At 47.7% G+C, this 26,682-nt stretch carries 26 protein-coding genes; 13 read left to right on the top strand and 13 right to left on the bottom strand.

What is annotated here, in order from left to right:
- The first annotated feature begins 57 nt into the window (after positions 1 to 57).
- The gene (locus HNR50_RS16695) at positions 58 to 2,250 is read left to right on the top strand and encodes a PAS domain-containing protein (protein ID WP_184747932.1); all 2,193 of its coding nucleotides are present in this window, start codon (positions 58 to 60) and stop codon (positions 2,248 to 2,250) included.
- Positions 2,251 to 2,285: 35 nt separating this feature from the next.
- Positions 2,286 to 2,822, top strand: a complete 537-nt coding sequence (locus HNR50_RS16700; protein WP_184747933.1) for a glycine cleavage system transcriptional repressor — start codon at positions 2,286 to 2,288, stop codon at positions 2,820 to 2,822.
- A 1-nt stretch (position 2,823) separates the two neighbouring features.
- Here HNR50_RS16700 and HNR50_RS16705 read toward each other — a convergent pair whose 3' ends face one another.
- The 3 genes from HNR50_RS16705 to tdh all read right to left on the bottom strand — a co-directional run bounded on the left by HNR50_RS16705 (position 2,824) and on the right by tdh (position 4,918).
- Positions 2,824 to 3,603, bottom strand: coding sequence for a sulfite exporter TauE/SafE family protein (locus tag HNR50_RS16705; protein WP_184747934.1), 780 nt, complete (start codon positions 3,601 to 3,603; stop codon positions 2,824 to 2,826).
- Positions 3,604 to 3,635: 32 nt separating this feature from the next.
- The gene (locus HNR50_RS16710; protein ID WP_184747935.1) at positions 3,636 to 3,821 is read right to left on the bottom strand and encodes a hypothetical protein; all 186 of its coding nucleotides are present in this window, start codon (positions 3,819 to 3,821) and stop codon (positions 3,636 to 3,638) included.
- A 71-nt stretch (positions 3,822 to 3,892) separates the two neighbouring features.
- Positions 3,893 to 4,918 (bottom strand): L-threonine 3-dehydrogenase, encoded by a 1,026-nt coding sequence (gene tdh / locus HNR50_RS16715; protein WP_184747936.1) that lies wholly within the window; start codon positions 4,916 to 4,918, stop codon positions 3,893 to 3,895.
- A gap of 298 nt (positions 4,919 to 5,216) precedes the next feature.
- On the opposite strand from tdh, the gene HNR50_RS16720 reads away from it, so the two are divergent.
- Positions 5,217 to 6,527 (top strand): KamA family radical SAM protein, encoded by a 1,311-nt coding sequence (locus tag HNR50_RS16720; protein ID WP_184747937.1) that lies wholly within the window; start codon positions 5,217 to 5,219, stop codon positions 6,525 to 6,527.
- On the opposite strand, the gene HNR50_RS16725 is transcribed toward HNR50_RS16720, so the two are convergent.
- Positions 6,524 to 7,144 carry a response regulator transcription factor gene (locus HNR50_RS16725; protein WP_184747938.1) on the bottom strand — a complete coding sequence of 207 codons (621 nt, stop codon included), beginning with the start codon at positions 7,142 to 7,144 and terminating at the stop codon, positions 6,524 to 6,526. The genes HNR50_RS16720 and HNR50_RS16725 overlap by 4 nt on opposite strands.
- Positions 7,126 to 8,271: a sensor histidine kinase gene (locus HNR50_RS16730; protein WP_184747939.1), complete on the bottom strand. Its 1,146-nt coding sequence runs from the start codon at positions 8,269 to 8,271 to the stop codon at positions 7,126 to 7,128. Before HNR50_RS16730 ends, HNR50_RS16725 begins: the two co-directional genes overlap by 19 nt.
- A 22-nt stretch (positions 8,272 to 8,293) precedes the next feature.
- Between HNR50_RS16730 and HNR50_RS16735 the strand changes: the two genes are divergently transcribed.
- The gene (locus HNR50_RS16735; RefSeq protein ID WP_184747940.1) at positions 8,294 to 8,875 is read left to right on the top strand and encodes an ECF transporter S component; all 582 of its coding nucleotides are present in this window, start codon (positions 8,294 to 8,296) and stop codon (positions 8,873 to 8,875) included.
- A 46-nt stretch (positions 8,876 to 8,921) separates the two neighbouring features.
- Positions 8,922 to 9,803 carry an AraC family transcriptional regulator gene (locus HNR50_RS16740; protein WP_184747941.1) on the top strand — a complete coding sequence of 294 codons (882 nt, stop codon included), beginning with the start codon at positions 8,922 to 8,924 and terminating at the stop codon, positions 9,801 to 9,803.
- Here the strand turns inward: HNR50_RS16740 and HNR50_RS16745 are convergent, their stop codons facing one another.
- The 6 genes from HNR50_RS16745 to HNR50_RS16770 all read right to left on the bottom strand — a co-directional run bounded on the left by HNR50_RS16745 (position 9,804) and on the right by HNR50_RS16770 (position 15,880).
- Positions 9,804 to 10,382 (bottom strand): HDIG domain-containing metalloprotein, encoded by a 579-nt coding sequence (locus HNR50_RS16745; RefSeq protein WP_184747942.1) that lies wholly within the window; start codon positions 10,380 to 10,382, stop codon positions 9,804 to 9,806.
- 77 nt (positions 10,383 to 10,459) lie between these two features.
- Complete coding sequence (locus tag HNR50_RS16750) at positions 10,460 to 10,843, bottom strand: DUF6672 family protein (protein WP_184747943.1); 384 nt, start codon at positions 10,841 to 10,843, stop codon at positions 10,460 to 10,462.
- Complete coding sequence (locus HNR50_RS16755; RefSeq protein WP_184747944.1) at positions 10,844 to 11,950, bottom strand: ABC transporter permease; 1,107 nt, start codon at positions 11,948 to 11,950, stop codon at positions 10,844 to 10,846.
- Complete coding sequence (locus tag HNR50_RS16760) at positions 11,950 to 12,990, bottom strand: ABC transporter permease subunit (protein WP_184747945.1); 1,041 nt, start codon at positions 12,988 to 12,990, stop codon at positions 11,950 to 11,952. Before HNR50_RS16760 ends, HNR50_RS16755 begins: the two co-directional genes overlap by 1 nt.
- Complete coding sequence (locus HNR50_RS16765; RefSeq protein WP_184747946.1) at positions 12,987 to 14,588, bottom strand: sugar ABC transporter ATP-binding protein; 1,602 nt, start codon at positions 14,586 to 14,588, stop codon at positions 12,987 to 12,989. The genes HNR50_RS16760 and HNR50_RS16765 overlap by 4 nt, the downstream gene beginning before the upstream one ends.
- Before the next feature lie 77 nt (positions 14,589 to 14,665).
- Positions 14,666 to 15,880: a DUF3798 domain-containing protein gene (locus HNR50_RS16770; RefSeq protein ID WP_184747947.1), complete on the bottom strand. Its 1,215-nt coding sequence runs from the start codon at positions 15,878 to 15,880 to the stop codon at positions 14,666 to 14,668.
- 491 nt (positions 15,881 to 16,371) lie between these two features.
- Here HNR50_RS16770 and HNR50_RS16775 point away from each other — a divergent pair, with 491 nt between their 5' ends.
- From HNR50_RS16775 to HNR50_RS16800, 6 genes are all read left to right on the top strand, one after another.
- Positions 16,372 to 17,979 (top strand): ABC transporter substrate-binding protein, encoded by a 1,608-nt coding sequence (locus tag HNR50_RS16775; protein WP_184747948.1) that lies wholly within the window; start codon positions 16,372 to 16,374, stop codon positions 17,977 to 17,979.
- Between the two features lie 72 nt (positions 17,980 to 18,051).
- The gene (locus HNR50_RS16780; RefSeq protein WP_184747949.1) at positions 18,052 to 19,068 is read left to right on the top strand and encodes an ABC transporter permease; all 1,017 of its coding nucleotides are present in this window, start codon (positions 18,052 to 18,054) and stop codon (positions 19,066 to 19,068) included.
- 14 nt (positions 19,069 to 19,082) lie between these two features.
- Positions 19,083 to 19,958 carry an ABC transporter permease gene (locus tag HNR50_RS16785; protein WP_184747950.1) on the top strand — a complete coding sequence of 292 codons (876 nt, stop codon included), beginning with the start codon at positions 19,083 to 19,085 and terminating at the stop codon, positions 19,956 to 19,958.
- Position 19,959: 1 nt separating this feature from the next.
- The gene (locus HNR50_RS16790; protein WP_184747951.1) at positions 19,960 to 20,970 is read left to right on the top strand and encodes an ABC transporter ATP-binding protein; all 1,011 of its coding nucleotides are present in this window, start codon (positions 19,960 to 19,962) and stop codon (positions 20,968 to 20,970) included.
- Positions 20,967 to 21,938 carry an ABC transporter ATP-binding protein gene (locus HNR50_RS16795; protein ID WP_184747952.1) on the top strand — a complete coding sequence of 324 codons (972 nt, stop codon included), beginning with the start codon at positions 20,967 to 20,969 and terminating at the stop codon, positions 21,936 to 21,938. Before HNR50_RS16790 ends, HNR50_RS16795 begins: the two co-directional genes overlap by 4 nt.
- Before the next feature lie 175 nt (positions 21,939 to 22,113).
- Positions 22,114 to 23,106, top strand: a complete 993-nt coding sequence (locus HNR50_RS16800) for a PstS family phosphate ABC transporter substrate-binding protein (RefSeq protein ID WP_184747953.1) — start codon at positions 22,114 to 22,116, stop codon at positions 23,104 to 23,106.
- 67 nt (positions 23,107 to 23,173) lie between these two features.
- Here the strand turns inward: HNR50_RS16800 and HNR50_RS16805 are convergent, their stop codons facing one another.
- Positions 23,174 to 23,530, bottom strand: coding sequence for a hypothetical protein (locus HNR50_RS16805; RefSeq protein WP_184747954.1), 357 nt, complete (start codon positions 23,528 to 23,530; stop codon positions 23,174 to 23,176).
- A 53-nt stretch (positions 23,531 to 23,583) separates the two neighbouring features.
- Entirely contained in the window at positions 23,584 to 24,417 is an 834-nt protein-coding gene (locus tag HNR50_RS16810) for a helix-turn-helix domain-containing protein (RefSeq protein ID WP_184747955.1), read from the bottom strand.
- A gap of 118 nt (positions 24,418 to 24,535) precedes the next feature.
- Between HNR50_RS16810 and pstC the strand changes: the two genes are divergently transcribed.
- Together pstC and pstA are read left to right on the top strand one after the other, a co-directional pair.
- Positions 24,536 to 25,447 (top strand): phosphate ABC transporter permease subunit PstC, encoded by a 912-nt coding sequence (gene pstC / locus HNR50_RS16815; RefSeq protein WP_246434056.1) that lies wholly within the window; start codon positions 24,536 to 24,538, stop codon positions 25,445 to 25,447.
- Positions 25,447 to 26,676: a phosphate ABC transporter permease PstA gene (gene pstA, locus HNR50_RS16820; protein ID WP_221439917.1), complete on the top strand. Its 1,230-nt coding sequence runs from the start codon at positions 25,447 to 25,449 to the stop codon at positions 26,674 to 26,676. Before pstC ends, pstA begins: the two co-directional genes overlap by 1 nt.
- Positions 26,677 to 26,682 lie beyond the last annotated feature (6 nt).

Genomic DNA, 26,682 nt, shown 5'->3' on the forward strand with positions numbered 1-26,682 from the left:
GGATTTTATGTTGTGAAAATTGAACATTCGTTCTTTTCCTCTTACAATTAATTTAGTATGGGCCCTGAGAAGAAGACTCTATTATTTCTGACAGAGAAAAAAGCCTCTGTAAATGTTGAAACAAAAGCCTTAGCTGGAGCCGGTTTTGCCGTAGTCCTTTGCTCCTCCAAAGAAGATGTGATCAGGAGACTGGAAGAGGAGAGGATTTTAAATCCCCTTGTGATTATAGGGTTAACCGGGAAGAATCCAGCCGAATGGGTCGATTCTGAACGGGCGATTCACAGGTTTCACAATACTCCCCTTCTTTACTATACGAAAGAAGCCGATTCAGATTTTTTCAGGATTCTCGATCAATCACTCCATAATGGTATAGTTCCCGCCGAAGCCGGTTCGGCTTTTCTCATCCACTCCATAGAAAAATTCTTTTCCCGCAAGCATGAAGTCCCGTTCAGAAGATTCATCAATATTGTGAAAGAAACCAACCATTCGCCCCGCCAGGACCAGTACGGCTTTCTGATCGCCGGACTTGTAGACGCCATAATCGTCGACAGCAAAGAGGGACAGATCATTGAAGTGAATAACAAAGCCTGCCGGATACTGGAATTATCCCGGGATCAGATGATTGAAGGCCAAATATATAAAAGCGGATGGACATTCATTCATGAGGATTTGACACCCTTCCCAATAAAGGAGCATCCGCACCTGATAGCAAGAGAAAAAAAAGAATCTGTGAACAATATTATAATGGGCATAAACCGACCGGGAAAAGAGACTTTATGGCTCTCCTCATCGTCCATTCCCGTCATTTCCCAGGAAAATGGAGAACTTGAAGGCGTTATAACCTCTTTCCGCGATATTAGCGAATACGTTTCAATAAGAAAGGACAATCTGCGGATGGCAGCCATCTTCACCCATGCCGATTGGGGTGTCGCTATGGGAAGTGCCAATACTGACACGATAGAAAAGGTTAATCCGGCTTATGCCCGGATGCACGGGTATGAGCCCGAAGAGATGACCGGTCTGGATATCACATCGGTATTCGCTCCCGAAGAGAGAAAGAAGATTCCCAGACATATCAAAATCGCCTGCGAACGGGGCCATCATCGTTTTGAAGCCAGCCACTTGAAGAAGGACGGCACGGTTTTCCCGACTATCAATGCCCTTACCATTATTTACGATCACGAAGGAAATCCTCTGTTCCGCGCTGTAAATGTTGTCGACCTGACGGAAATGAAGAAGAAGGAAAATCAGCTGAGAGAGGCTAAAGAGTATTCTGAGATACTCTTCAACAATAGTCCTATCGCTATATACTCTGTGGACAAAGAGGGTAAAATCGTCGACTTCAATCAGCAGGCTGAGGAGATTACAGGTTTTAAGAAAGAAGAAGTCATAGGCAGACATCTGGATCTGGTCAGAGAGGAGCTTCTGAGCGAGACGGTCCTCGCTTCGGAATTCAAAATTACGACCAGGGATAATGAAGAGAAAATAATAGAACGGTACAGCTCCGAGCTTTGCGATTTCAACGGTTCAGCTATCGGTGAAGTAAACAGCTTTATCGATATAACAGAGTGGAAACGCCTTGAAGAATATAAAAGCGATATCGAGAGAATCATCCGCCATGATTTGAAAACCCCTCTCAATTCCATCATCGGATTTCCCAAGCTCATGCTCACCGATGAAAATCTCTCCGATGAGTACCGCGAATATCTTATGATCATCTTTCTGGCGGGGCAGAACATGCTCAACCTTATCAACGCATCTCTGAATCTCTACAGACTTGAACAGGGCAGCTATAACTTCTCCATGGAAAAGATAGAGCTTATTACCATTTTGAAGCAGATCAGAAAAACCCTCAGGGATGAGTGCAGCAGAAAAAAGAATAATATCAGAATAGAGCTGAACAGCGGGCCACTGGAAAGAGACTATGAAATTGATCTGATGACGGAAAAAAGTTTTATCTTTATGATTCTTCTCAATCTTGCCAAAAATGCCGTTGAGGCTTCGCCGATAGGAGAAGATGTCATAATATCCATTAAGAAGGGAGATCAACTGGAGATCAGCATTCACAATAAAGGAGCGGTCCCCGAGTCGGTGAGGGAGCATTTTTTCGAAAAAAACTACACATACGGGAAAAAGCACGGTAACGGACTGGGAACATACAGCGCCAAACTGATGGCCAACGCTCTGGGTGCTGATTTGACTTTCACAACCGATGACACAGAAGGCACAACCCTTTTTCTCAAATTATAATGGACAGCCCAAAAACAAAATACTAAAATAATAAAATGAAAGAAGAATACGCTGTATTATCCACGCTAGGTCCTGACCGCAAAGGTATGGCCGATGACATCGCCAATATCGCCATAGAATATAACTGTAATATCGAAGACAGTAAAATGGCTGTTCTCGGTGGCGAATTCGCTGTAATAATGCTCCTGTCGGGAGAAGAATCATCAATCGCAAAACTGATTTCCCGGGCTGATGAACTGGGCGAACGTTTTCAGATGACATTCAACATCAAAAAAACGACCGCGCCTCACAGTGTTACGCAGGGAATACCCTATGTACTCGAATCGGTTTCTATGGACACACCGGGAATCGTTCACGCCATAACCCGGTATCTGAGAGAGCTCTCCATCAATATCGAGGATCTGGAAACGGAAAAAAGCGCGGCGCCTCTTTCGGGAACTCCTATGTTTCACATGAGGGCCTATATCGTTATCCCCTCTTCAGTCAACCTGTCGGATTTCCGCGAAAAACTGGCCGATATAGAACATGAGAAAAACCTCGATATACATTTGAAAGCCCTGAAAAACGAGTAGTTTAATTCATCGCTCTGAAAAAATTGTAGATATTTAAAATAATAAGCAGAGACACAACGGTTCTGAAAAGGATCTGAATGGTTCTGCTTTTTAATTTGCGGTTAAGCCATGCACCGAGAAAGCCGCCGCCGATGCCTCCGGGAATCATATAAAGAAGTGCCGAAAGGTCATAGGAACCGAATCCGCCGTCAATGAGGACCGCAATGAGCTTGGCGCTCTGGCTGAAAAGAATTATGAGTATGGAATGAACCGCAGCCGTCCGGCTGTCCATAGAAAACAGAAGGGCGAGAAGAACGACATTGAAAGGCCCCCCCCCTACGCCGAGAAATGCGGCGATAAGTCCGAGAACGAAACCGGCCGAGGCGATTATAATGCCGTTGTGAATGTGCAGGCTTGTATGCTTTTCCTGCAGAAGATACAGAAGAACGAGGATCAGCAGAACCGCGAGAATAGCCGATTGAACAGCTGTTATGCGATTGGAATTTCCCAATAATTCCGAACTGCAGGAAAAGAGTATTTTTCCGGCTGTTCCTCCGGTTATGGATCCTACGACGATATAAAGGCTCTTTCTTCCTTCGAACCGGATACCGGAATGATACTGACGGACCGTTGAAACTGCGGCCATGGAGAAGACGGTAAAAGATGAAAGAAGACCGATTGTCGCCGCGTCATAGGGCGCGATGGCATCAAGAACCGGTTTGATAATGACTCCGCCGCCGAGTCCGGAAAGAGCGCCGATTGTCGTGGAAAAGAGAGCGACTGCCAGATAAAGGAATTCCATACAGTGATACTACATTGTATGGAATCCTTTAATCAAACGATCTGCTGGAAAAAAACATTCCCTTCAGATATTTCTTTTTCCGCTTCGATGGAAGCGGAAAGCGTATTCAGAGCCGCAAGATATCCGGCTTTAAAGTCGGGAGAGATCCTCGCGGCATTCTGAATTGTCCTCTTCTGATAAGCGATCATTTTTTCAACTTCGTCAAAACATTTTTGCATATAGATATTCCTATATACAGGGTACATCTGTCCGGCTGATCTGACAATGGAAACTTTGATGAAGCTCTCTGTCAGTCCCAGTAAAGAAGAACTTTGCCGGACTGCCCGCTGGCCATGATCTCGAATCCTTTGGCGAATTCATCGATTGGAAGACGGTGAGTGATGATCCGGCTGATATCGAGACCGGATCGGGTCATCGACGCCATTTTATACCATGTTTCATACATCTCCCGGCCATAAATACCCTTGAGCTGCAGTCCCTTGAAGATGATTTCATTCCAGTCAACAGGGCATTCTCCTGAGGGGATTCCCAGAAGAGACACTCTTCCCCCGTTATTCATCATTTTAAAAAGCTGCTTTTGCGCTGCGGGATTGCCGGACATTTCCATGCCCACATCAAAGCCTTCGAGCATATGAAGTTCGCTCATAACATCTTCCAGCTTATCCTTGGAGATATTGACGGCCCGGGTTACGCCCATCTGCCGGGCCAGATTGAGGCGGTACTCATTGACATCTGTGATAATGACGTAACGGGCGCCGGCATGACGAGCGACGGCGGCGGCCATAATTCCGATAGGACCGGCTCCCGTAATGAGAACGTCCTCCCCGACCATATCATAGGAAAGGGCCGTATGGACCGCATTTCCGAAGGGATCGAAAACAGAGGCTATTTCATCGGAGATAAAGTCATCCAGTTTAAAAGCGTTGGATGCGGGGATGACCAGGTACTCGGCGAAGCATCCCTGGCGATTGACTCCGACGCCCTGTGTATTCCGGCAGAGGTGCTGCTTGCCCGCCCGGCAGTTGCGGCAGTGACCGCAAGTCAGGTGTCCCTCCCCGGAAACCCGGTCTCCTACGGCAAAGCCGTTTACCTCATCTCCCAGAGCCTCTACCGTTCCCACGAATTCGTGTCCCGTTATCATGGGGACGGGAATCGTGTCTTGAGACCATTTATCCCAATTATAAATATGAATATCGGTTCCGCAGATTGCGGTGATTTTAATTTTGATGAGTAAGTCGTTCGGACCATACTCCGGAACGGGGGCATCGATCATCCAGATTCCCTTTTCCCGTTTTGTTTTAGCCAGAGCTTTCATGATTTCCTCCATGTTTTTTTAAATTCTCATATAACTCTGATAGTAATGGAATATTGCTGATTTATCATCAAGAATCGTCAAAAAACAGCCGGCCTTTACAGACCGGGAATAATATTGTAAAATGTGAATATATTAAATTCCAATACATCTAAATAAGAATTGCATCAGTCCGACCGGTCTGAAGTGTTCTTTTCGGAATTCCTGCGGAATCGCCGCAGTATTCGCCAGGCTGATATACGGGACAGCACCCCATGAAAAGCCACATATATATTTATACAAAGAGAAGGGAAAGGTACGCATGAAATTCAAAGCAATTGGTATTAATCAGCTGGATTCTATCGAACAGTTAAAAGATCTGCCGGCTGAATACACTAAAGTCTTAAAGGCTGTTTCAATGGTTCTTCCTTTCCGGGCAAACAACTATATAGTTGATGAATTGATAGACTGGAACAACATTCCTGAAGACCCTATTTTCCAGCTTACATTCCCCCAGCCGGGAATGCTGAAGAAGGAATACCTGGACCAGATTCTGGATCTGATTGATTCAAACGCACCGGAATCGGAACTGAACAAGCTGATAAACTCAATAAGGGAAGAGATGAACCCCCATCCCGCTATGCAGGTGGAAATGAATGTCCCCAGAGAGCAGGGAAAAGAACACAGGGGGATGCAGCACAAATATCCCGAGACAGTTCTGCTGTTCCCCAAACAGGGACAGATCTGTTCAGCCTACTGTACATATTGTTTCCGCTGGGCCCAGTTTTCCGGAATGGAGGATCTCCATTTCTCCGCTTCAGACCCCTATGAGCTTGTCAGATATCTGGAATCGCACCCGCTCGTCACCGATGTTCTGATTACGGGGGGTGACCCTTTGACCATGTCTACCAGGCTTCTGCGGCAGTACATCGAACCGCTACTGAAGAAACCGGGAAATCTCCGCTCCATCAGAATCGGTACGAAATTTCTCTCTTTCTGGCCCTACAGGTTTACCACCGACCGCGATGCGGAAGATCTGATGTCGCTTTTCAGGGAAGTCGTCGATTCGGGAATCCATCTGGCGTTGATGGCTCACTTCACCCATTACAGAGAGCTGGAAACGGAAGCCGTAAGAGAGGCGATTCTGGCCATAAGAAAAACCGGCGCCGAAATCAGAAGTCAGTCGCCCGTGGTGAAACACATTAATGACAGCGCTGATGTCTGGTCCTCCATGTGGCAGAAACAGGTGGAGCTGGGAATTATCCCCTATTACATGTTCATGGCGAGAAACACCGGAGCCAAGGAATATTTCAGCGTGACTGCGGCGGAGGCCTACGAAATCTTCACAGATGCCATAAGTCGCGTTTCAGGCCTGGGAAGAACGGTAAGAGGACCGGTTATGTCCTGCAGTCCGGGGAAAGTCCTGATTGACGGGATTGTGGAACTGGGAAGCCAGAGAGCCTTTGCTCTGAAGTTTCTCCAGGGAAGAAACCCCGACTGGGTGAACAGGATTTTTCTGGCCGAATACGATGAGAAAGCCGACTGGATGGATCAGTTTATTCCCTTCAAGGAAGATGAGTTCTTTTATGAAGAGGAATACGAGGAAATGAAGCAGCAGGCGCTAGCGAACTAAATCGTAATGATGCGGAGTTTTACCGCTTGTTTGATAAGCTCGGTCTGATGATCGAGCTTCATTTTTCTCATGATGTTGTCGCGGTGGACCGATACGGTTTTGGGGCTGACATTCAGTTTATAGGCGATTTCTTTATACCCTACCCCTTCAGCGAGAAGGCGGAAGATCTGCTGTTCCCTGGCTGTCAGGTTCTCGTAAAGAGAATACTCGTCATCTTCGTAATCGTTCAGCATTTTTTCCACTTCTTCGGACATCCAGAATTTCCTGCCCGCCGGATCGGAAACGGCACGGATAAGGAGGTCCAGAGAATCATCTTTCAGAAAATACCCCCGGTAACCTTCATTGATGGCTTTTTGCACGAAGTAGGGAGTCTTGTGCATGGATAGAAAGAACAGCTGCGAAACAAGAACCTCGCGCTTGAGCTCCTCCGCCAAATCAAAGCCGTTCTCCTCACCAAGAGTGATATCGATGATCGCCGCAGCCAAAGGGTTTTGACAGGCCAGATCGAGCGCTTCCCGGCTGTTTGCAGCATAAAGCAAACGGAAATCCTCGGGAATTTCCCCCTTCAATCCGCTGAATATGAGTTTATGGTCATCGACTATGAGGATATTTCGCATAATTCCACAGGGATATCAATTGAGATATCCGTACCTTCCCCCTCTGCAGAGCTGAGCTGATATTTCCCTTTAAGAAGATCCAGCCGGTATTTGATACTGTCCAGTCCGATCCCTTTTTTATAGATCAGATAAGGTTCAAAGCCCTTGCCGTTGTCTTTATATTTTATCGTGAGTGTCGGGTGGCTGTACACTATTAATAAATCTATCTCCGTCGCTTCTGAATGAATTCGCGAATTGGTCAGCACTTCCTGAATAATTCTGTAGATGTGAAGGGCGGCTAAAGGCGTCAGCCGCAAAGCGCCCAGCCCCACGGTCTTCCGGTTCAGCTTATAATCGGATAATACATTAAAATCGGCAAAAAGCGTTTCCAGATAATCCTTAAAGGAAATGTCCGGGTTATCCGGAGCTTTAAGCATCCGTGACAGATACCGGACCCGTCTGATAACGTCCGAGGCATAGTGTTCCATAAGATTGGTGTGTTCATCAATGGAATTGCGGCTGTTGAAATATCTTTTGATAACGGCCAGCTTCTGTGCTATGTCATCATGGAGCTCAAAGGCCAGCAAGCTTCTCTCTTTCTCCAGCTGGTCGTATAGCTTGCTGTTCGTTTCATTTCTCTCCTGTTCGAGCTGTATGACTTTGAAAGTCTCGAACTGGCTGATCCCCAGAAGGAGAAACATGGCTATGACCACAACCAGGATGAGTACATAGAGGACCCGGAATGTTTCTTCCCGGGCAACGGAGTGTTCTGAGATTTTTTCCTTCAACAGGGAGATTCTGTTGTACAGAGAGATGATATCTCCTTTGGATGCGAGAGTGAAATCTGCAGGAGAGGAGAGAACATCGCTGTAAAGAGTCAGTATGATTTCCATGCCGGGATAGGCGTACAATTGCTCTACCGATGTTTCAAGAACCGATAGCGAGCTGTCATGGCCGGGATATTCCGCGAGAGATTTTACGATGAGATTATCCACTTCTCCGATTTTGCCGTTAATCTCTTCTATCCTGTGTACGGCGGAGATGTGCAGATAAAGGAAAAAGGAAAGCAAAAAGAGCACAACCAGTACACCGGTTGCGAAAACGATTGAAGGCCTCATTATTTTGTTGATCAGCAGTTTACCCTTCATAAGCCCTATGATACCATTAAATATGGTTTTATATTACCTGATTGACCGGAAAAAGAGAATCCTTCTGTCGCTTTGCGCCATAGGAATCGCGACTCTATTAAATGGGATTTTCAGCTATCTCAACGAAATGGCGAACCTTCCCATATTTCTCGACTCTGTTTTTACGGTTATGACAGCCGCGCTTTTCGGTCTCTGGCCGGCGGTTGCGGTCGGATTGCTGAGCAACAGTTTTTTGGAACTGCTGAACGGCTTTCCCGGTTATTATGTCCCCTTTACGGTGGTTAATCTGTCAACAGCTCTGATCACGGCTCTTTTTGTCTATAAGAAAAAATTTGAAACCGCGACCCACGCTTTCTGGCTGATAATCATTCTGGCTACAGTCAATTCCCTGATGGGAGCTCTGATCGTGACTTTCGTTTTCGGGGGCTACACCAATCTCTCCATGGACAATATGGTAAGGGGCATTATCGTGACAGGACAATCTTTGTACACATCGACTTTTTTTGTCCGCATTATCGTTAACATCGTCGATAAGGGGCTCTCAGTTCTCCCATCATTCTTTCTCTACAAAAAGATTCAGGCATACTCCATCTCTGAAAAATGAGAGAAAAAATCAAACGGAATAATCGAATCTCCTCTACCATAATAATATGACTTTTTATGAACAGATTCAGCTGGTTCTGGATGAAATGGAATCGAACCTCGGCAAAAAGATGTCTATCGGAGATTACGCCGGGCTCGCCTGTATGTCCGAAGCAACGTTCTACCGTTATTTTACGGCTCTTACAGGTTTCTCGGTTAAAGAGTACTTGAGGCGCAGACGGCTGAGCGTGGCGGCTGAATCCCTGAAAAAAAGTCAGCGAACCATTCTGGATATCGCTCTGGAAGCGGGATATGAGAGTCATGAATCTTTTACCCGTGCCTTTCAGAGGGAATTCGGAATCAATCCCTCATCAATCCGGAAAAGCCGGCTTCCGGTCAGAGGGATCAACAGAAAGCAACTGATAGAGGAGCAATACATGGGAATTCTAATTAAGGAACTACATGACCGGAGTGTCGCCTATTACCGCGTTATTTCAAAATCACCGGAAAGAGATGCCTGGAACCATATAAAAAGATGGTCCGAAGAAACGGGGCTTTTTGATAAGCCCTACAGAATTTTCGGATACAATAATCCTTCGCCGGAAGAAATGACAAACAAAAAGGACAGAGAGGGAAACGAATACCCTGCGACGATAGGACATCCGGAATACGGATATGAGTTTATGATTACTGTGGACAGTGATTATCCGTCCGAAGAGGACGGCAGGGGTGTCGATTTCAAAACGATGAAAGGCGGCCGATTCGCCGTAATGAGTATAGGAGTCGGGTGTGAAGAGAATGATATCGCGAAAGGTTGGGGTAAATTCAACGCCCTTCTGAAGGAAGGCGGCTACAAAGCCGGGGGGAGATGGTACGAGGAACATCTGGACTTTGATATATCGCCGGAGAATCCGAACTGGCGTATGGATCTCTACGTGGAAATCGAATAGTTACGCCTCGCCGCGGAGTCCGATTTCATCGGCGACGGTTCGCATTCCCATAATAGTCAGGTCGATGACTTCCGATATTTCAAGTCCGAGTATGGCCGCTCCTTTTTCGATGATGGAGCGGTCGACTCCTGCGGCGAACCTCTTGTCCTTCCATTTCTTCTTAACTGATTTGGGAGTCATATCGAGAACGCTCTTCGAAGGGCGGACAAGGGCCGTTGTATTAACCAGGCCTGTCAGCTCATCAATAGTGAAGAGATATTTTTCCATCAGGCTCTGCGGCTCCACATCTGAGCAGATTCCCCAGCCGTGGCTCGCAACGGCTCGGCTCAGCTCTTCGGGCCATCCTGCTTCATTGAAAATCTCAGTCGATTTATGGCAGTGCTGATCGGGATACATTTCATAGTCGATATCATGAACCAGACCGACAAGTCCCCATCTCTCCACATCTTCACCCAGTTTTTCCGCGATATAGCGCATGACGGCTTCTACTGACAAAGCGTGTTTGTAGAGAGCATCCGATTTGTTGTATTTTCTGAAAAGTTCGAGAGCGTCTTCTCTGGATGGTATTGTTGTGGTCATAATAATCTCCCATATATATCAAAAAAAAGATCTGCCTCATATTCTGAAGCAGATCCTTTTATTTGACCAGTTATTTTTTACGGTTCGACGTCGAAGGGTTCCAGCCACTGATCGGAACCTCCGATCAGGGCGGGAAGGCTGATCAGATACATATCCTGACCGGTCCTGATGCGGAATTTTTCTTCAATCACTTTTTCCATTCCTTTATCCAGATAGGTAACGGTGATCTTATGCCCCTGGCCGACAACATCTTCCTTGATGCGGTCCCTCTTGAAAATCTCTCTGTCCTCTCCTCTGTCTACTTTCACTTCAAGCATGTTAAGGGCAGCGTACTCTACACCGCCCAGAGTAACAGTCTTATTGTCGAGCAGAAGAGAATGCCCTTTTCCCGTAAAATAGAAAAACAGAGCCAGCAGAACGAGAAGGGCGAGAGCCGCCGATCTGATTGCGATGCGTTTCATTTATTTCTCCTCCTGCGCTTCGGCCAGAGCCGTTCCGGCCCGTTCTTTCTCTTTCAGTTTCCGGTAGGCGTAGAGAACCAGAGCGATGGAGATAACGCCGTAGGATACGAATACCCTGAAGTACTCGCCCAGCTGGGCCTGTCCTATAAGGTTCTTCCCCGCCATGGGGGAAATGACGAACATAAGGTGAAAAAGAGTTACGCCCAGAAAGGCGTGGCTGATTTTCCCCTTGTTGACCGAAGCCCCGCCAACCAGCAGAGCGGCGATGGAGAACATCCCCACCTGCTCGTGAGAGTTATAGGTATTAAGCGTTCCGATATTCTGCAGATAGAGAATCATGCCGAAACCGGCCAGAACGGTGGAGATGATAATGGCGATGATTCTTGTTCTTTCCACATTGATACCCGCCGACTCGGCCACATGCATATCCTGCCCGATGGCCCTCATATCCTGTCCCAGCTTGGTTTTTCTGAACCAGACGATAAAAAGGCAGACAAGAGCAATGACAATAAAGGTCGCTACGGGAATCTGGATGTTGCCTATCTTCAAGGGAATCAGGGAATCGAGAGTCTGCCTTATATTGATAAGATTGACTGTATTTCTGATTCCGTATCCCCTGGACAGAACCATCGAGGGATTGCCTATGGGAATGATGCTTCCCATGCCGTAGAGAACAACAAGCTGATAAACCCCGTTCATAAAGAAGGCGAGAATAAATCCCGTTACCATCTCACGGCCTTTAGCCATATTGAGGATCTTGCCGCTCATCCATCCCAGAAGAATGGAAAGGGGAACGGAGAGAATCATGGCAAGGCCGATGCCCTGAAGTCCCACGATATTCCAGTTGGTTACGAAAATCAGACCGATCTGACCGGCCATGGCTCCCAGAACCATCCCGAAGTTCAGTCCCATTCCGGCCATGATGGGAACCAGAAGAGAAAGAACGAGAAAACTGTTGCGCGACAGACGGATAATTATCTCCTGCACCAGATAATCGACGGAAAAACCCGAATAGGGCACGCCGATGGAAATTATAATGAGGAACAGTATGGGAACGGCATTGCTTTCAAGAAAGTAGATAACCGATTTCTTATCGGGTTTCTTCATTATTTAGCCCCCTTTTTCACTCTTGTGAGAGCGTAGATAATCATACCGTTGGAAACGATGATACGGATAACTTCCGACATATCGGTCTGAATCAGAGAGTTCATGACCGAGGGAGTCATAGTCAGAATTCCCTGAAAGAGAAAAGCCCCGATCAGAACGTTCAATATGGAAGCCTTGTTGACCGAAGCCCCGCCGATCAGAATAGCCGCTACAGCGGGGAAAGCCATATAAAAGGGCCCCATATAGAGCTGAATGAACCCGAAACTCTGTTGATAAACCAGAATGCCAATAGCTCCCAGCCATGTGGACAGGATAACCGAAATAGTTCTGGTTCTGTCGATATTGACACCCGATGCTTTTGCGAAAACGGGATTGGAGCCGACCGCTGTCATGGCCGTTCCCGTTCTGGTTCTCATAAAAACCCAGACCAGGAAGTTGAGAAGGAGCACGAAGAGAATCATGCCCGTGGGAAAAACGAAACCGCCGATGCGGATGGCCAGGAAATCACTCAATGCGTGGAGGTAATACCCCTCGACGGATATGGTAGTCCTGAGACCGGCACCGCCGTATCCCCAGATCATGGTCGGGTTATTGTAGGGCAGGAGAAGCCACATGATGCACATGAAGGCGACCGATGAGAATCCCACATAGGTGGCGATCATCATCTCTCCGCCCTTTACCCTGTTCAGGAGGGCGCCGTATCCCCAGCCGAAAAGCACGGCGAAAGGTGTGGCCAGAAGGATGGCGATAAAAAAGGACATGGGTCCTGATGCGCCGAGCTGCATACTCAGCGTTCCGCCAAGCAGACCGGCTATAATCCCCAGAGGAAGGCCGAAATTAAGCCCGCATCCTGAGTGGATCATGGGAACCATGGCCAGAACCAGAATCCCGTTCATACCGAAACGGACCAGTGTATCATTGAGCGATGTGCTGATTTTAACTCCGGCAAAGGGCGCTATGATAAATAAACTTAAGAGGAAAAAACCGATGATAAGCCTGGGCCATCCGGTCTTTTCCACAATTTTCTGCAATGGATTCATTTTTTATCCCCTTTGGAATCGACTTTACCGAGCATAAGCAGACCGAAGGCTTTGGACGGTTCACTTGCGGGAAGAATGCCTGAAATGCGACCTTCATCGACAATGGCAATGCGATCGCTGATGGATCTCAGCTCTTCCAGTTCCGAAGAAATGATAATAATGGTGGTTCCCTTATTCCTGTTATATTCCTTGAGCGTATCAAGTACGATTTTTTTGGCTCCTACATCAATTCCCCTGGTCGGTTCGGATACGAAAAGAATATCCGGTTCGACGACAAAGGCTTTCGCCAGACAGACCTTCTGCTGATTCCCGCCGGACAACTCCTTCGCGTTCTGTCGGGGGCTCATGCATTTTATCTCCAGCGCCTCGATGTAATGATTGGCAATTTCCTCGATCGCTTTGTCATCGCGCATTCTGAACAGACCGCCGAGAACCGGTTTGAGAAAGCGATTCTGCATCTGCATACCTGTAAAGGAGATGTTCCAGTCTATCGGTTCATCCAGCAGGAGACCAACATCGCGCCGGTCTTCCGACACAAATGCCATGGACGAATCGAGCGCTTCACGCGGGTTATTCAGGGGAATGGATTTTCCATCGATAAAAACTTCCCCCCCTGCGGGATAGAGGCCCATAATTCCGTTGGGTATCCCCAGTTTGCCCTGACCGGCCAGCCCCCCGATCCCGAATATTTCCCCTTTGTTGATTTCCAGAGAGATATCCCGGACTGTCTCCCCGGGCATATCGACCCAGAGATTTTTCACAGTCAGATGGGGCTCATCGAAAGTTCTTACTTTGGCCCTGTCTCCCTCGGCCTGGATCTCCCGGCCGACCATGGCCTGGGCGATCTCCTCGATATCGGTCTGATCGGTCGGCTTTTCCTGAATGATCCGTCCGTCCCGGAGAACCAGAGTTTTGTCTGTAATATCTATAATTTCCTGCAGCCTGTGGGAGATGAAGATAATAGCTATCCCCTCCTCCGACAATTTGCGCATTGATTTCAGAAGGATTTCCGCTTCCGATTCCGTGAGAACCGCCGTCGGCTCATCGAGGACCAGAAGCTTGACATTTTCTTTTTCCAGCTCGCGGGCGATTTCCGTAAACTGTTTGTGACCTACAGGCATTTCGCTTACAGGAGTATTCTCATCTAATTTGACACCGACCTTCTCAATGGCAAGCTCCGCTCTTTTTTTCATTTCCGCCCGGTCGAGAAGCCTCATCCGGTCGCCGAAGAGTTCGGTCATAAAATTGTAGTTGGTCGATTCCCTGTTCAAAAGGATATTTTCGGTTGCCGTAAATCCGGGAAGGAGAGAGAATTCCTGATGAACCATCCCGATACCGTCATCGAGAGCTTCAAGGGGGCTTTTGTACGAAACGGGTTTTCCCTCAAGGAGAATCTCCCCTCCATAACCTCCTGTTTCGTGAATAACCGTCATCCCGAAGAGAATTTTCATCAACGTCGTTTTTCCCGCGCCGTTTTCACCGACAAGACCGAGGATTTCTCCCCTTTCAATAGCAAAACTGACATCTTTTAAAACGACATTGCCGAAAAAATCCTTGGTTACATTCCGCATTTCCAGCAGAGGTGCGTTCTGACTCATTTATTACCTCTATTTTTAATGGAACAGATACAAGAAGGGCGGAGAAGCACCTGCTTCCCCGCCCCAATCCAGCGATTTTATTTTACAGTAAAGTATTTTTCAGGAACTTCCACATCGGGAGTTCCCATGTATCCTTTGCCCATGATGTAAGTATCCTGGTAGATAAGGATGTGGTTGTCAGCTCTGACTCCGGTTCCCGCATCTGTGTAGAAGCTGCCGTTCCACTCGGCACCCGGTGTGAACTTGGCGTAAGCTTTCTGCAGGTCGGACATTTTAAGGAGCTCCGATTCGCCTTTGATTACGTTCATGGCGTGCTGCCCCAGACCGGCTGTTGTTGTATAGCCGTAGGAATAAGCCCATGTACCGAATCTTCCGGCTCCGCCTTTCTCTTTGATCGTGGCTTCAACTTTTTTCAGGATCGCCGGGAAATCGCCCTGCTCGGCTGAAAGGTCAATACCAAGAGCTCCGGGATAACCCATGAGCGGAGAGGGAAGGTCGGCTTCAACAAAGTATCCGCCGTATTCGATAAGCTGCTTCAGCAGAGGTTCCGTATGCGCGTCGTTAGTACAGAAGAAAGCTGTGTTCTGTCCGTATTTATCGATCCATGCGGGAACTTTTTCCAGAATGAACTGCTGGGCACCGGCGACGCCGACATCGCTTGTGGGGTCGGGAGCAGTTTCGAAAACGAATTTGATTCCCATATCAGTAGCAGCCGCTTCGAAGATGGCTCTTCTTCTGGCCAGAGTCTCATAACTCATGTGCCTGGGGAAAGAGATATGAACGAAAGTGTCCACGCCCAGCTTTTTGGCTGTATCGATGATGAGGTAACCTCTGGCAACAAAGTCGTTATTGATCGCCAGGTCGGCGGCGCTTTCGATTGTTGCGGGATCTTCATGGGCTTCTCCTGCTATAAGGAGGATGTCCGGTCTTTTTTCGCGAACCCGTCTGAAGGCTTCTGTCGTACCGGGAATAGCCTGGTTGACGACGATGGCTTTCATCATGGGGTCATCGGCGAGACCGACGATCTGGGACATGGTTGTCTCCATTTCCTGCATGAAGTTGTCGGGATAGGTCACGTGCTGGATCATTCCTCCCTCTGCGACGGAACCGTACTCTTCGATCAGTCTTTCGGCACCGCGAAGATCATCTTCAGACTGGGATACTGTTCCCGTTACAATACCGATGTGAAACTGTTCACCTGATTCGGAACCGGCTTCCTGGCTTCCTCCCGCATAGACGGAAGAGGCAAGAAGTGCTGTCATCAGAAGAAAGACAAACAATTTTTTTTTCATTCTTTTCCCCTTTTTTTGTTTAGATAAATTTATCTTATGACGGAAAATTCGGGCTGACAAGTTTTTTCGGGCCTTTTCTACTAATAGCGAATTTTGAGCACCTTGTTTTTACTATCTTCTCTTTTTACACCCTTCCATATTTCGTATTTCATGTTTTTAATTCGTTTCTCGTACATAAATCTTCAATTAGTCACCCCTTCGTGTGATAGAGGAAGAAAACTCAACTCCCGGGCACATCTATACGTATTCCGCACATAAAAGCGAATACAAAACGCAAAACTCCTATATAAACACCATTTACATCACTAAATGACTATCAAGAGCCTATTTTGATAATTTTTTTACGATTTAAAACATTAATGCTTTATGTATTTCAATTTTCGGGTGTATGATAAGAGATTTCGAAATCAGCAAAGGCCATTTTACTTAAACTATATTTACATATTCCCGTTACTACTCCATAATATTGGAAAATATAAGGAGTTTTACTAATGAAAAAAGTACTATTACTGTTACTTGCCTTGACTACGATTTCCGTTTCAGGCTTCGCAAAAGGTCAGCAAAGTGCCGACGGAGATATGCCGGCCGCCGCTGGAGACAGCAAAGCCGGAGGAGTACTCGTTTTCGCCCATTCGGGAGATGCCGTAGGTCTTGACCCCGCCAGAGAGACTGATGGCGAATCATTCATGATCGCCGACAATATCTACAATTGTCTGGTTGAGTTTAAACCCGGAACGACTGAAGTTATGCCCGCACTGGCAAAAAGCTGGGATGTATCCGCTGACGGGTTGGAATACGTTTTTCACCTGAGAGAGGGTGTAAAATTCCATGACGGAACCGATTTCAACGCCGACGCGGTTGTTTTCTCCCATATGAGACAGCTCGATGAGAACCATCCGTATTTCGAATACGGCCCCTGGAAATACTGGGGATATATGGATATGAGCGCCATTGTTAAAGATATTGAAGCTGTAGATACATACACTGTAAAATACACTCTTAACAAGCCCGAAGCTCCCTTTATCGCCAACCTGGCTATGAACTTCGCTGTTATCGTTTCCCCCACAGCTGTTGAAATGTATAAAGAAGACTACACAAACAACCCCGTTGGAACCGGTCCTTTCAAATTCGTTTCCTGGACGAAAGATGACAACATCGTTGTTGAAAGAAACGAAGACTACTGGGGACAGAAAGCCTACCTGGACAGAGTTATCTTCAAAGTCATCCCCGATGCAACGGCGAGAACTCTGGCTCTCAAGAAAGGCGAAGTTGATATTATTGACTTCCCCTCTCCCGAAGATATCCCCGGAATCAAAGCGACCGATGGTCTCAAAGTTGTCGAGCAGGCCGGCCTTAACGTAGGTTACCTGGCACTCAACTGTGAAAAAGAGCCTTTCGACAACAAACTGGTTCGCCAGGCTGTCAACTACGCCATCAACAAACAGGACATCATCGACGGTGTGTACGGCGGAATGGGACAGGCTGCCAAGAACCCCCTTCCTCCCGGAATGTGGTCCTATAACGATGAAATCGAAGATTATCCCTACGATCCCGCAAAAGCCAAGGCTCTTCTCGCCGAAGCCGGATACGCTGACGGATTCTCCACGACTCTCTGGGCCATGCCCGTTTCCAGACCTTACAACCCCAATGGTAAGAAAGTTGCCGAAATCATGCAGGCAAACCTGGCCGATGTGGGCATCGATGCCGCTATAACCTCCTATGACTGGGGTACTTACCTGGACAAGACTGACATGGGCGAGCACGACATGGCTCTTCTCGGATGGACCGGAGACAACGGCGACCCCGACAACTTCCTCTGGGTTCTCCTTTCCGCTCCCGCCGCGGTGAAACCTGCCGGAAACATCGCATTCTGGAAAAACGAAGAGTTCACTTCCATCATAAAGGAAGCAAAAGAAACAGCTGATCAGGCCAGAAGAACCGCTCTTTACGAAGAAGCTCAGGTTATCTTCAAAGAAGAAGCTCCCTGGGTAACTCTGGCACACTCACTCGTAGTAGAGCCTATGAAAGAAGAAGTTATGGGATTTGTACTCTACCCCACAGGAAAGAGAGTTTTCTCTGAAGTATGGCTTCAGAAATAATTGATTGATTAAAAAAAGAATTCGGGCAGAGGCGCTGCAAAGTGTCTCTGCCTTTTAATTGGAAAAAACAGAATGCTTAAATACATCTTAAAAAGACTGGCTCTTCTTCTTCCAACTCTTTTCGGTGTCGTAACACTGGTATTTTTTATGATAGCCCTTGCACCGGGAGATCCGGCGCGGGTTATGCTGGGAGAAAGAGCGACAGCCGAGAGCGTGGAGCAGCTGCGCCATGATCTGGGGCTGGATAAACCTCTCTATGTGCAGTACGGACTCTATCTCCAGAGGGTCGTTAAACTCGATCTGGGAAAGTCCATTAAATCGGGACAGAAAGTCTCCGAAGAGATCTGGGATCATTTCCCGGCCACGATCGAGCTGACTATCTGGGCCATGATCTTCTCCACGGTTGTGGGGATAATCATCGGAGTCCTTTCGGCTACGAGGAAAAACGGATGGATCGATTTCGCCTCCATGGGAGGGGCGCTGATGGGGGTATCCATGCCTGTCTTCTGGCTGGCACTTGTTCTCATCATGATCTTCTCCGTACATTTTGATATGTTTCCCACCGGCGGACGTATGAATATCCGCTATTACTTCACTCCCATTACAGGACTTTATGTTCTGGACGGCATTCTTATCTTCCTTAAATCGGGAGATATCAAAGTCTTTATCTCGGCACTCCATCATCTGGTACTGCCCGCTATCGCCCTCGGAACCATCCCGCTGGCTATCATTGCGAGAATCACGAGGAGTTCCATGCTGGAAGTTCTCAATCAGGACTATATAAAAACAGCCAGAAGCGCCGGAATCAAAGAGAGAAAGGTGATCTACCGCTACGCTTTAAAGAATGCTCTGCTTCCTATTATAACTGTCATCGGGCTCCAGTTCGGGCTGCTCCTTTCGGGTGCCATTCTGACCGAGACGGTTTTTGCCTGGCCGGGGATTGGAAAATGGATATACCATGCCATTGAAGCCCGGGACTATCCCGCCGTTCAGGGAGGCATCATAGTTATTTCGACGACATTCGTCCTAATCAATCTTGTTGTGGATATTCTCTACTCCATTGTCAATCCGAAAATCAGGCTCAGTTAGGTGGAGAAATAAATATGGAAAATACAGAACAGAAAACACTTGAAAAAAACAGCCTGTTCAGAGAAGCCCTGTTTCAACTCAAAGGAAACAAACCGGCTATCATAGGCTTTATAATTATTGCGGCTTTTATCATAATGGCCCTTTTCGCACCCTATCTGACCCCCTTCTCACCGACGGATCAGGATATTTCCATAAGGAAAACAGCTCCTTTTGTAACGGAACATCTGCTGGGAACAGACGACCTCGGCAGAGACCTTCTGACAAGAATCATCTTCGGATCGAGGATATCTCTTATAATTGGAACTATTTCCGTAGGCATATCCCTCACGTTCGGAATTCTTATCGGGTTGCTCAGCGGCTATATCGGCGGCTGGTTTGACAATATTGTCCAGCGGCTTGTCGATATCATGCTGGCCTTCCCCTATATCCTGCTGACGATTGTTATCGTAGCCCTTCTGGGGCCGTCACTGGTCAACGCGATGATCGCCATAGGTATTTCACAAATCCCCAGCTATATCAGAGTCGTAAGAGCCTCGGTACTGGCGGAAAAGGAAAATGATTACGTTACGGCCGAAAGGTCCCTGGGAGCTTCTGACTGGGAGCTTATGTTCAAATCGATTCTTCCCAACTGTATCGCGCCTATTTTCGTTCAGGCGACACTGGGTATCGGAAACGCCATTCTCAGTTCGGCAGCGCTGTCCTTTCTCGGTCTCGGCGCTCAGCCGCCGACTCCTGAATGGGGACTTATGATTGCCAGCTCCCGGGAATTCGTCACGTCTGCCTGGTGGATCGTCACTTTCCCCGGTATAGCCGTCTTCCTGACGGTACTGGGATTCAACCTGCTGGCCGACGGATTGCGCGATGTTTTAGACCCAAGGATGAAAAGCTGATATGAAAAATACAAACACAAATGAAACGCTCCTATCCATGGAGAATGTCAATGTCAGTTTCAAAACTCACAGAGGAACTGTCAGGGCTGTCCGTGACCTTAACCTGAAAATACGCAAGGGCGACACTCTGGCTCTGGTCGGAGAATCGGGATGCGGGAAATCGGTTACGGCCCATACGATCAACCAGCTGATCCCCATGCCTCCCGGCGTCATCGAAAGCGGCAAGGTCGTTTTCGAAGGACGGGATCTTCTGAAACTGGATATCAAAGAAGTCGCCAAGTTGCGGGGAGAGAAGATATCCATGATCTTTCAGGAACCCATGACTTCGCTCAACCCGGTCTTCAAAATCGGAGATCAGATCGCCGAAGTCTTTATGACCCACCGGAAAATCTCCAAAAAGGAAGCTCTGAAAAGAACAGTCGATCTTCTCAATCTGGTTAAGATACCGGCAGCGGAAAAGAGAATTAACGACTACCCCCATCAGCTGTCGGGAGGAATGAGGCAGCGCGCCATGATAGCCATGGCCCTGGCGTCTCCGGAACCGGGACTGCTCATCGCCGACGAGCCGACGACGGCTCTGGACGTAACCATTCAGGCGCAGATTCTCCGGCTCATTTCCGATCTGAAAAAAGACGTGAACATGTCCGTCCTTCTGATTACCCACGATATGGGAGTCGTAGCGGAAACGGCGGACCGGGTCGTCGTTATGTATGCCGGCAGAAAAGTCGAGGAAGCCGATGTTTTCTCCCTGTTCGAGAATCCGAAACACCCCTATACGCTTGGGCTGCTCAACTCTCTTCCCTCCAACGAGAAATATCGCAACGCGGAACGGCTCGAGGCCATAAAAGGTACCATTCCCGATCTGCTGACAATCGGCGATGGCTGTCCCTTTGAAAACCGGTGCCCCAATGCCGGCCCCAAATGTTCCGGAACCTTCCCAGAAGAGACAAAAATCGGGGAAGACCATTCGGTCTGGTGCCACTACCTTGAGAATCAGGAGCCTTCAAAATGAAAGAGAATTTACTGGAAGTTAAAAACCTGAAAACCTATTTCACTTTGAAAAGCGACAGGATCGGGGCCGAACCGGAAGTGGTCAAAGCTGTCAATGATCTGTCCTTTGAAGTGAAAAAAGGGGAAATCCTCGGTGTCGTCGGCGAATCGGGCTGCGGAAAGTCGACGCTGGGCAAAACCATTATGCGTTTGAACCATAAAACCGAGGGAACCATAAGCTATAAAGGTTCGGAAATATTCGATCTGGATAAAAATGAACTGAAGGATTTCCGGAAAGAGATGCAGATGGTCTTTCAGGATCCCTTCTCTTCTCTCAATCCCCGGAAAAAAGTCGGAGACCTGCTGGCCCAGCCGCTTAAGATTCACGGCATGACCGATAAAAAGGAAATCGATGAGAAAATCGACGCCATTATGAGAGAAGTGGGAATCAACCCCGCCTACAAAGGACGGTTTCCCCATCAGTTTTCCGGAGGCCAGAGACAGAGAATCGGAATCGCCCGGGCTCTGATGCTCAATCCCGAGTTTATAATCTGCGACGAAGCAGTTTCGGCTCTGGACGTTTCAATTCAGGCCCAGGTGATCAACCTGCTCCTGGATCTTCACGATAAATACGGCTTCACCTATATTTTTATCGCCCATGATCTGGCCGTCGTCGAGTTTATCTCCACACGGATTCTGGTTATGTATCTGGGCAAGATCGTTGAAACGGCTGACAAGGATGTACTGGTCAAAACCCATATGCATCCCTATACGAAGGCGCTGTTCAACGCTTTCCCCGCGACCGATCCCCACGGGCGGGAGAATAAAGAACAGGTGGTGATGGGGGATGTTCCCTCGCCGATCAAACCGCCGTCGGGCTGCCATTTCCACCCCCGCTGCCCCCATGCGAAGGACATCTGCCGGGAGAAATACCCGGAACTGAAGGAAGTGGAACCGGGCCATAAAGTGGCCTGCTGGCTCTACGAATAAAAAGATTTTCTTGAATGCAAGCTGCTGAAAAAGCCTGAACGGCCGGATCGGCAGCTTTTTTTACAATTAACTGATTCTTAACATAACCCTAATCTTTTCCAAAAATAGCTCCCCTATCTTGTGTTCAACAAAAGAGAATAATTTGCAATGCAAATATATAAAGGAGTTTTTTACGATGAAAAAAGCACTGACAATGGTACTGGCCGCTCTTGTAGCCGCAACTGTATTCGCCGGCGGACAGCAGGAAGGCGCTAAAGCTGATGATGGAAAATTCGCATGGATTATCGAATCTGAAGACGGAGTTCTTCCCGGAGTCAATCCCCTTGAAGTAAGCGGAGACATAATCACCGCGGGATCTTCCACAGTATTCCCCCTTTCCGAAGCCATGGCTGAAAGATTCGCCGATGAAGGTTACGCCTTCAACATAACAGTTGACTCAATCGGTTCAGGCGCCGGATTCGAAAGATTCTGCGTTGCCGGAGAAACCGATATCTCCAACGCATCCAGACCTATAAAAGACAAAGAGAGAACAGCCGCTGCCGAAATCGGAAGAGACCCCATCGAGTTCAGAGTGGGAACAGACGCCCTTGCCGTAACCGTTTCAAAAAACAACACTTTCGTTAAAGATGTAACTATGGAAGAACTGGCTAAAATCTTCACTGCTGAAAAATGGAGCGATGTAAGATCCAGCTGGCCCAATGAAAAAATCCTCAAGTTCATCCCCGGAACGGACTCGGGAACTTTCGACTACTTTGTTGAAGAAGTATACGATAAAGATTCCGCCGCTCTTCTCGGAGCCTCGGACCTGCAGATGTCTGAAGATGATAACATCCTCGTACAGGGTATCTCCGAGTCTCCCTACGGAATCGGTTTCTTCGGATACGCTTACTACGTTGAAAACAAAGATATCCTCTCGGTCCTCAATATCGACGGTGTCGAGCCCAACAAAGCCAACGTAGACGCAGCAGCCTACCCCCTGGCAAGACCTCTGTTCATCTACTCCGATGCCCAGATTATGAAATCCAAGCCCCAGGTTGCCGCTTTCATCGCCTTCTACCTGACTTATGTCAATGAAGAAATTACAAGAGTCGGTTACTTCCCCGCCAACGAAATTGTTCTGGACGGCGGAAAACAGGCCTGGCTGAAAGCTGTCGAAGGGATGTACTGATTCATTACTTTCGCACAGAAAAGCTGAAATGATAACGAAGACCGCATTCCTGCGGTCTTCTTCTTTTTCAGGGATTGGCCTTCAGCTCCTCCTCGAGCTTCCCCAGCTCTCTTTCGATCCAGAGCCGGGAAGGCGGCAGACCGTTCTCTAAAAGATAGGCTCTGAAATCCTCTAGGTGAAGTTTAGCTTCATCGCGTAAATTCAATCTGACTTCAGAGTAAACCAGATTATAGTAAATATCGCAGATTTCCTCTCTGCCCCTCGATAACCGGGGATAGAGAATTCCGATTCCCGCAGACCTTGCCTCTTCCCAACGTCCCTGCCGATTCAATTCAGTCAGATCCTCACCGCTTTCAATTGTGGAACAGCCGTTCAGGATGAAAACCAATAATAGTGATAACCATGCCATTACTTTTCGTCTCATATAGACCTCCTGACTCAAAACTAGGGTCATATATGAAATTCAGATATAGAACTTCAGGTGGATTTTTCCCCAATCTTCAGTAATTCCCAACGGCTTTTGATTTCCAGCTTCCGGAAAATGTTATTGATATGCTTTTTTACAGTCGATTCGGCGATAAAATACTTTTCAGCTATATCCCTGTTCGTTTCGCCCTTCAGAATTGCTGATACGATTTCGTTTTCCCTTTTTGTAAGCGAATCCCTGTTAAATGCGATCCGGCTTTTCTCTATATGGCTGTTTCTGATTAATGAGATGAGAAAAACGGCAGCGAATGCCGTCAGGCATAGGGGATAAAAATCCATAAAGAGAAAAAAATCCCAGTAAAACAATGATTCCAATAGATCAATAAAAACCGGAACAAATGTTGCCAGAGAGATAACGCACATATACCGCAGAAGAGGAATGTAACGATTGTTGATGTTGTCCCTGTTCCCGAGAGAGATAAATAAAACCAGAGGGACATAGAGAACTGCGGCCGTCAGCGTCATCGTTGAATAAAAGACAGTGCCTGTCACAGCGATAGGTAACACCACATAATCGAGAGTCTTTCTGAGCCTGGCGGGAAGAAAGGTATGGGCAAAGAAAATATATAAAAGCGTTCTGATCCGGCTCATATCCCGGGCAAGATAAAGCAAAGCCGTTCTTTTTCCGTCACCGGCAACAATTTGGGACCAATAGAGATCCCCGAAGACAAGCAATAAATGAAGCGAACTGAAAAGAATAAAGAGAAGAAAACTGTAATTCTCTCTCCTTTTCATATCCCTCTTCAGCCAGGTTGCTATGACAAGACAAAAACCGATCGATGAAAATCCGGTCAGTAGATAGTAGAGCATTCTAAGATGAATCATAAGTTTGATTATAAACCGCCTGACGATTTAACACAATTCTAACAATACATTAACCAATTACCAAAACTCAGCTGATATTTTCACAAGCGACAATCAAAGATCTGTTAAAGGATATCAAATGGCAGAAATAGACATGAACTGGTACAAGCCCAGGCCCAAGTATCATGAGAAATTCATTCAGTGGTTTCTCCTGTTCTGTGCGGCGGTGAGTATCTTTATAACACTGGGGATTATTTTAATCCTCGGAAAGGAATCACTTCTCTTTTTCAAGGAAGTCAGTATAGTCGAGTTTCTGACTTCGACAAAATGGCAGCCCATGATTGAAGAATTCGGCGTATGGCCACTTCTGAACTCCACACTGACCACAAGTTTTATCGCGATGGCTGTGGCGGCGCCCCTGGGACTTTTCGTCGCAATCTATCTGAGTGAATACGCAACAGACAAAGTAAGGGGAACCCTGAAGCCGATACTGGAAATCCTCGCAGGGATTCCCACAGTCGTTTACGGGTATTTCGCCCTGACGTTTATGACGCCGTTGCTCAGACTGATTTTCGGCGCCGATACCGTGGATATCTACAATACGGCCTCTGCCGGTCTGGTTATGGGGATACTGATTCTCCCACTGGTCACTTCGATAACCGAAGACGCCTTGAAAGCCGTTCCCTACTCTCTCAGGGAAGCTTCCTTCGGACTAGGCGCGACAAAACTGGAAACGAGCCTGAGCGTCGTTGTTCCCGCCGCATTCAGCGGTATAGCCGCCGCTTTTATTCTCGGGCTGAGCCGCGCCGTCGGAGAGACGATGATCGTAGCCCTGGCTGCCGGAGCGGGGCCGAACTTCACATTTAATCCCTTTGAAGCGGCGGAAACCCTTACGGGCTACATAGTCAGGATCTCCGGAGGGGACATCAGCTACAACACGGTTGACTACAACAGCATATTCGCCCTGGGCCTCCTTCTGTTTCTCATTACGCTGACCCTGAACATAATCAGCCGCAGACTGGTCCGCAAATATCAGGAGGTTTACGATTAATGACCGATTTTACCGACAACGTGAAACGCCGCATGAAGATAAGCAGCGGCTGGAATATGGTTTTCACAATTTCAACTGTCATCGGCATCATTATGCTGATTCTGCTGCTGCTCAATATCATCAATGGCGCTTTCGGCTATGTGGTTATTGAAAACACCATAGAACCGACAGAACTTGTCAGTTCGGGAAATCTGGACGAACTTCAGAAAGAAGATCTGATCGGGATTCTGGAAGCGAACCTCTCGAAAGGGCTGATACGCCGCTTCGAGAATGAAAAAGCCCTTGCCGACCGGTCGAAAACAGAGATCATGTCTCTTGTTTTTGAAAGAATCATTGAGCCGAGAGTCATAGAAAGCTGGACTCTGTCGGAATCCATCCTCGGGAAGAAAGCCATTTTTACCCATTGCAAAGAAGAATACCCCAGAGGCCACATTCAGTTCCGTTCCTGGCTGAACGGGAATTTTCTGACAAAACAGCAGTCGAGCACTCCCGAGTTCGCCGGAATCAGAACAGCCATTATCGGCAGTTTTATGATCATAATCATAACGGTTCTCTTTGCCTTCCCTGTCGGGGTGAGCGCAGCCATTTATCTGGAAGAATACGCAACGGATAACAGATTCACCCGGTTTATTCAGGTGAACATCTATAACCTCTCCGGCGTCCCCTCCATCATTTACGGTCTGCTGGGATTGACGGTTTTCGTTCGCTGGATGGGACCTTTGACCAGCGGCATTATTTTCGGTCTGAACGATCCTTCGACTTCCAACGGAAGAACCATTCTATCGGCCGGACTGACGCTCGGACTTCTCATCCTGCCGATTATCATCATCAATGCTCAGGAAGCCATCAGGGCCGTCCCCCAGTCTCTCCGCCAGGCGGGATACGGAGTCGGCGCTACAAAATGGCAGATAATATGGTCCCATGTTCTGCCGAATTCAATGGACAGGATCCTGACCGGAACCATTCTGGCCGTTTCGAGAGCCATCGGGGAAACAGCCCCGATCGTTGTAATCGGTGCCTCGACTTTCCTATCGGTCGATCCCTCCAATATTTTCTCGAAGTTTACAACCCTGCCCATACAGATATATCAGTGGACTGCGAGGCCGCAGCCCGAATTCAGACATGTCGCAGCCGCCGCGATTCTGGTACTGCTGGCCATGCTGCTGACGATGAACGGATTTGCGATTTTCACCAGAAACAGACTAAACAGGAAAAGGAGTGCCAACTGATGAGCT

It is taken from the genome of Spirochaeta isovalerica, from assembly GCF_014207565.1.
Classification (GTDB): domain Bacteria; phylum Spirochaetota; class Spirochaetia; order DSM-2461; family DSM-2461; genus Spirochaeta_F; species Spirochaeta_F isovalerica.

What these genes read in the sequence shown, in the direction of transcription:
- HNR50_RS16735 (WP_184747940.1), top strand. Translation starts at nt 8,294, where the DNA reads ATGGTTTTATATTACCTGATTGACCGGAAAAAGAGAATCCTTCTGTCG.
- HNR50_RS16805 (WP_184747954.1), bottom strand. Translation starts at nt 23,530, where the DNA reads ATGAGACGAAAAGTAATGGCATGGTTATCACTATTATTGGTTTTCATC.
- HNR50_RS16750 (WP_184747943.1), bottom strand. Translation starts at nt 10,843, where the DNA reads ATGAAACGCATCGCAATCAGATCGGCGGCTCTCGCCCTTCTCGTTCTG.
- HNR50_RS16705 (WP_184747934.1), bottom strand. Translation starts at nt 3,603, where the DNA reads ATGGAATTCCTTTATCTGGCAGTCGCTCTCTTTTCCACGACAATCGGC.
- HNR50_RS16720 (WP_184747937.1), top strand. Translation starts at nt 5,217, where the DNA reads ATGAAATTCAAAGCAATTGGTATTAATCAGCTGGATTCTATCGAACAG.
- HNR50_RS16730 (WP_184747939.1), bottom strand. Translation starts at nt 8,271, where the DNA reads ATGAAGGGTAAACTGCTGATCAACAAAATAATGAGGCCTTCAATCGTT.
- HNR50_RS16740 (WP_184747941.1), top strand. Translation starts at nt 8,922, where the DNA reads ATGACTTTTTATGAACAGATTCAGCTGGTTCTGGATGAAATGGAATCG.
- HNR50_RS16745 (WP_184747942.1), bottom strand. Translation starts at nt 10,382, where the DNA reads ATGACCACAACAATACCATCCAGAGAAGACGCTCTCGAACTTTTCAGA.
- pstC (WP_246434056.1), top strand. Translation starts at nt 24,536, where the DNA reads ATGGCAGAAATAGACATGAACTGGTACAAGCCCAGGCCCAAGTATCAT.
- HNR50_RS16755 (WP_184747944.1), bottom strand. Translation starts at nt 11,950, where the DNA reads ATGAAGAAACCCGATAAGAAATCGGTTATCTACTTTCTTGAAAGCAAT.
- HNR50_RS16810 (WP_184747955.1), bottom strand. Translation starts at nt 24,417, where the DNA reads ATGATTCATCTTAGAATGCTCTACTATCTACTGACCGGATTTTCATCG.
- HNR50_RS16775 (WP_184747948.1), top strand. Translation starts at nt 16,372, where the DNA reads ATGAAAAAAGTACTATTACTGTTACTTGCCTTGACTACGATTTCCGTT.
- HNR50_RS16695 (WP_184747932.1), top strand. Translation starts at nt 58, where the DNA reads ATGGGCCCTGAGAAGAAGACTCTATTATTTCTGACAGAGAAAAAAGCC.
- HNR50_RS16785 (WP_184747950.1), top strand. Translation starts at nt 19,083, where the DNA reads ATGGAAAATACAGAACAGAAAACACTTGAAAAAAACAGCCTGTTCAGA.
- tdh (WP_184747936.1), bottom strand. Translation starts at nt 4,918, where the DNA reads ATGAAAGCTCTGGCTAAAACAAAACGGGAAAAGGGAATCTGGATGATC.
- HNR50_RS16790 (WP_184747951.1), top strand. Translation starts at nt 19,960, where the DNA reads ATGAAAAATACAAACACAAATGAAACGCTCCTATCCATGGAGAATGTC.
- HNR50_RS16760 (WP_184747945.1), bottom strand. Translation starts at nt 12,990, where the DNA reads ATGAATCCATTGCAGAAAATTGTGGAAAAGACCGGATGGCCCAGGCTT.
- HNR50_RS16800 (WP_184747953.1), top strand. Translation starts at nt 22,114, where the DNA reads ATGAAAAAAGCACTGACAATGGTACTGGCCGCTCTTGTAGCCGCAACT.
- HNR50_RS16765 (WP_184747946.1), bottom strand. Translation starts at nt 14,588, where the DNA reads ATGAGTCAGAACGCACCTCTGCTGGAAATGCGGAATGTAACCAAGGAT.
- HNR50_RS16770 (WP_184747947.1), bottom strand. Translation starts at nt 15,880, where the DNA reads ATGAAAAAAAAATTGTTTGTCTTTCTTCTGATGACAGCACTTCTTGCC.
- pstA (WP_221439917.1), top strand. Translation starts at nt 25,447, where the DNA reads ATGACCGATTTTACCGACAACGTGAAACGCCGCATGAAGATAAGCAGC.
- HNR50_RS16725 (WP_184747938.1), bottom strand. Translation starts at nt 7,144, where the DNA reads ATGCGAAATATCCTCATAGTCGATGACCATAAACTCATATTCAGCGGA.
- HNR50_RS16780 (WP_184747949.1), top strand. Translation starts at nt 18,052, where the DNA reads ATGCTTAAATACATCTTAAAAAGACTGGCTCTTCTTCTTCCAACTCTT.
- HNR50_RS16710 (WP_184747935.1), bottom strand. Translation starts at nt 3,821, where the DNA reads ATGCAAAAATGTTTTGACGAAGTTGAAAAAATGATCGCTTATCAGAAG.
- HNR50_RS16700 (WP_184747933.1), top strand. Translation starts at nt 2,286, where the DNA reads ATGAAAGAAGAATACGCTGTATTATCCACGCTAGGTCCTGACCGCAAA.
- HNR50_RS16795 (WP_184747952.1), top strand. Translation starts at nt 20,967, where the DNA reads ATGAAAGAGAATTTACTGGAAGTTAAAAACCTGAAAACCTATTTCACT.